1 pseudogene is annotated in these 506 nt (G+C 68.0%); it reads left to right on the top strand.

Features of this window, described 5'->3' with window-relative positions:
- Positions 1 to 506: pseudogene (locus CI601_RS08355) on the top strand (transposase); the annotation flags it as partial.

Here is a 506-nt window from a genome sequence, read left to right as displayed (position 1 = left end):
GCATGGGCGCAACAGATCAGGCACGCAGCGCTGGATGTGTCCGTCCTGCTCGATCACGTCCACCGCGCGCAGGCAGGACCGGGCCCGCGCCGCGCAGTTGAGGGAGTTCCCGGACTGGCTGCTGACGGGCAGGACCCAGGAACAGATGGGGGCCATGGGCGCCAGGGCCTGGCGTAAACGGGTCGGCTGGTGCCGGAACATCAAGCCGGCAATCACACCGGACGGGGTGGTCCATCACACGCTCATGGCCGACGGCACGTATATGGCACACGGCTGGTGCCTCCTGATAGCGATCGACGGGCAGACGGGCCAGGTCATCGACCGGCAGTGGTGCCATCAGGAGAACACGGCGGCCTGCACGGCCCTGTCCTCCCGCATCCCCGGGCCCGACGTGCTCATCACCGACGGCCTTCGCGGCGTGCAGAAAGCCTGCCATGCCTTGCTGGCCGGGCACGCGCATCCAACGCTGCCTGGTGCACGTGCAACGCAACACCAAAACCGACCTG

The organism is Bifidobacterium sp. wkB344, from assembly GCF_003688305.1.
Taxonomy (GTDB): Bacteria; Actinomycetota; Actinomycetes; order Actinomycetales; family Bifidobacteriaceae; genus Bombiscardovia; species Bombiscardovia mizhiensis.
The sequence above is the reverse complement of the archived record's forward strand: the minus strand, read 5'-3'. Positions and strand labels throughout refer to the sequence as shown.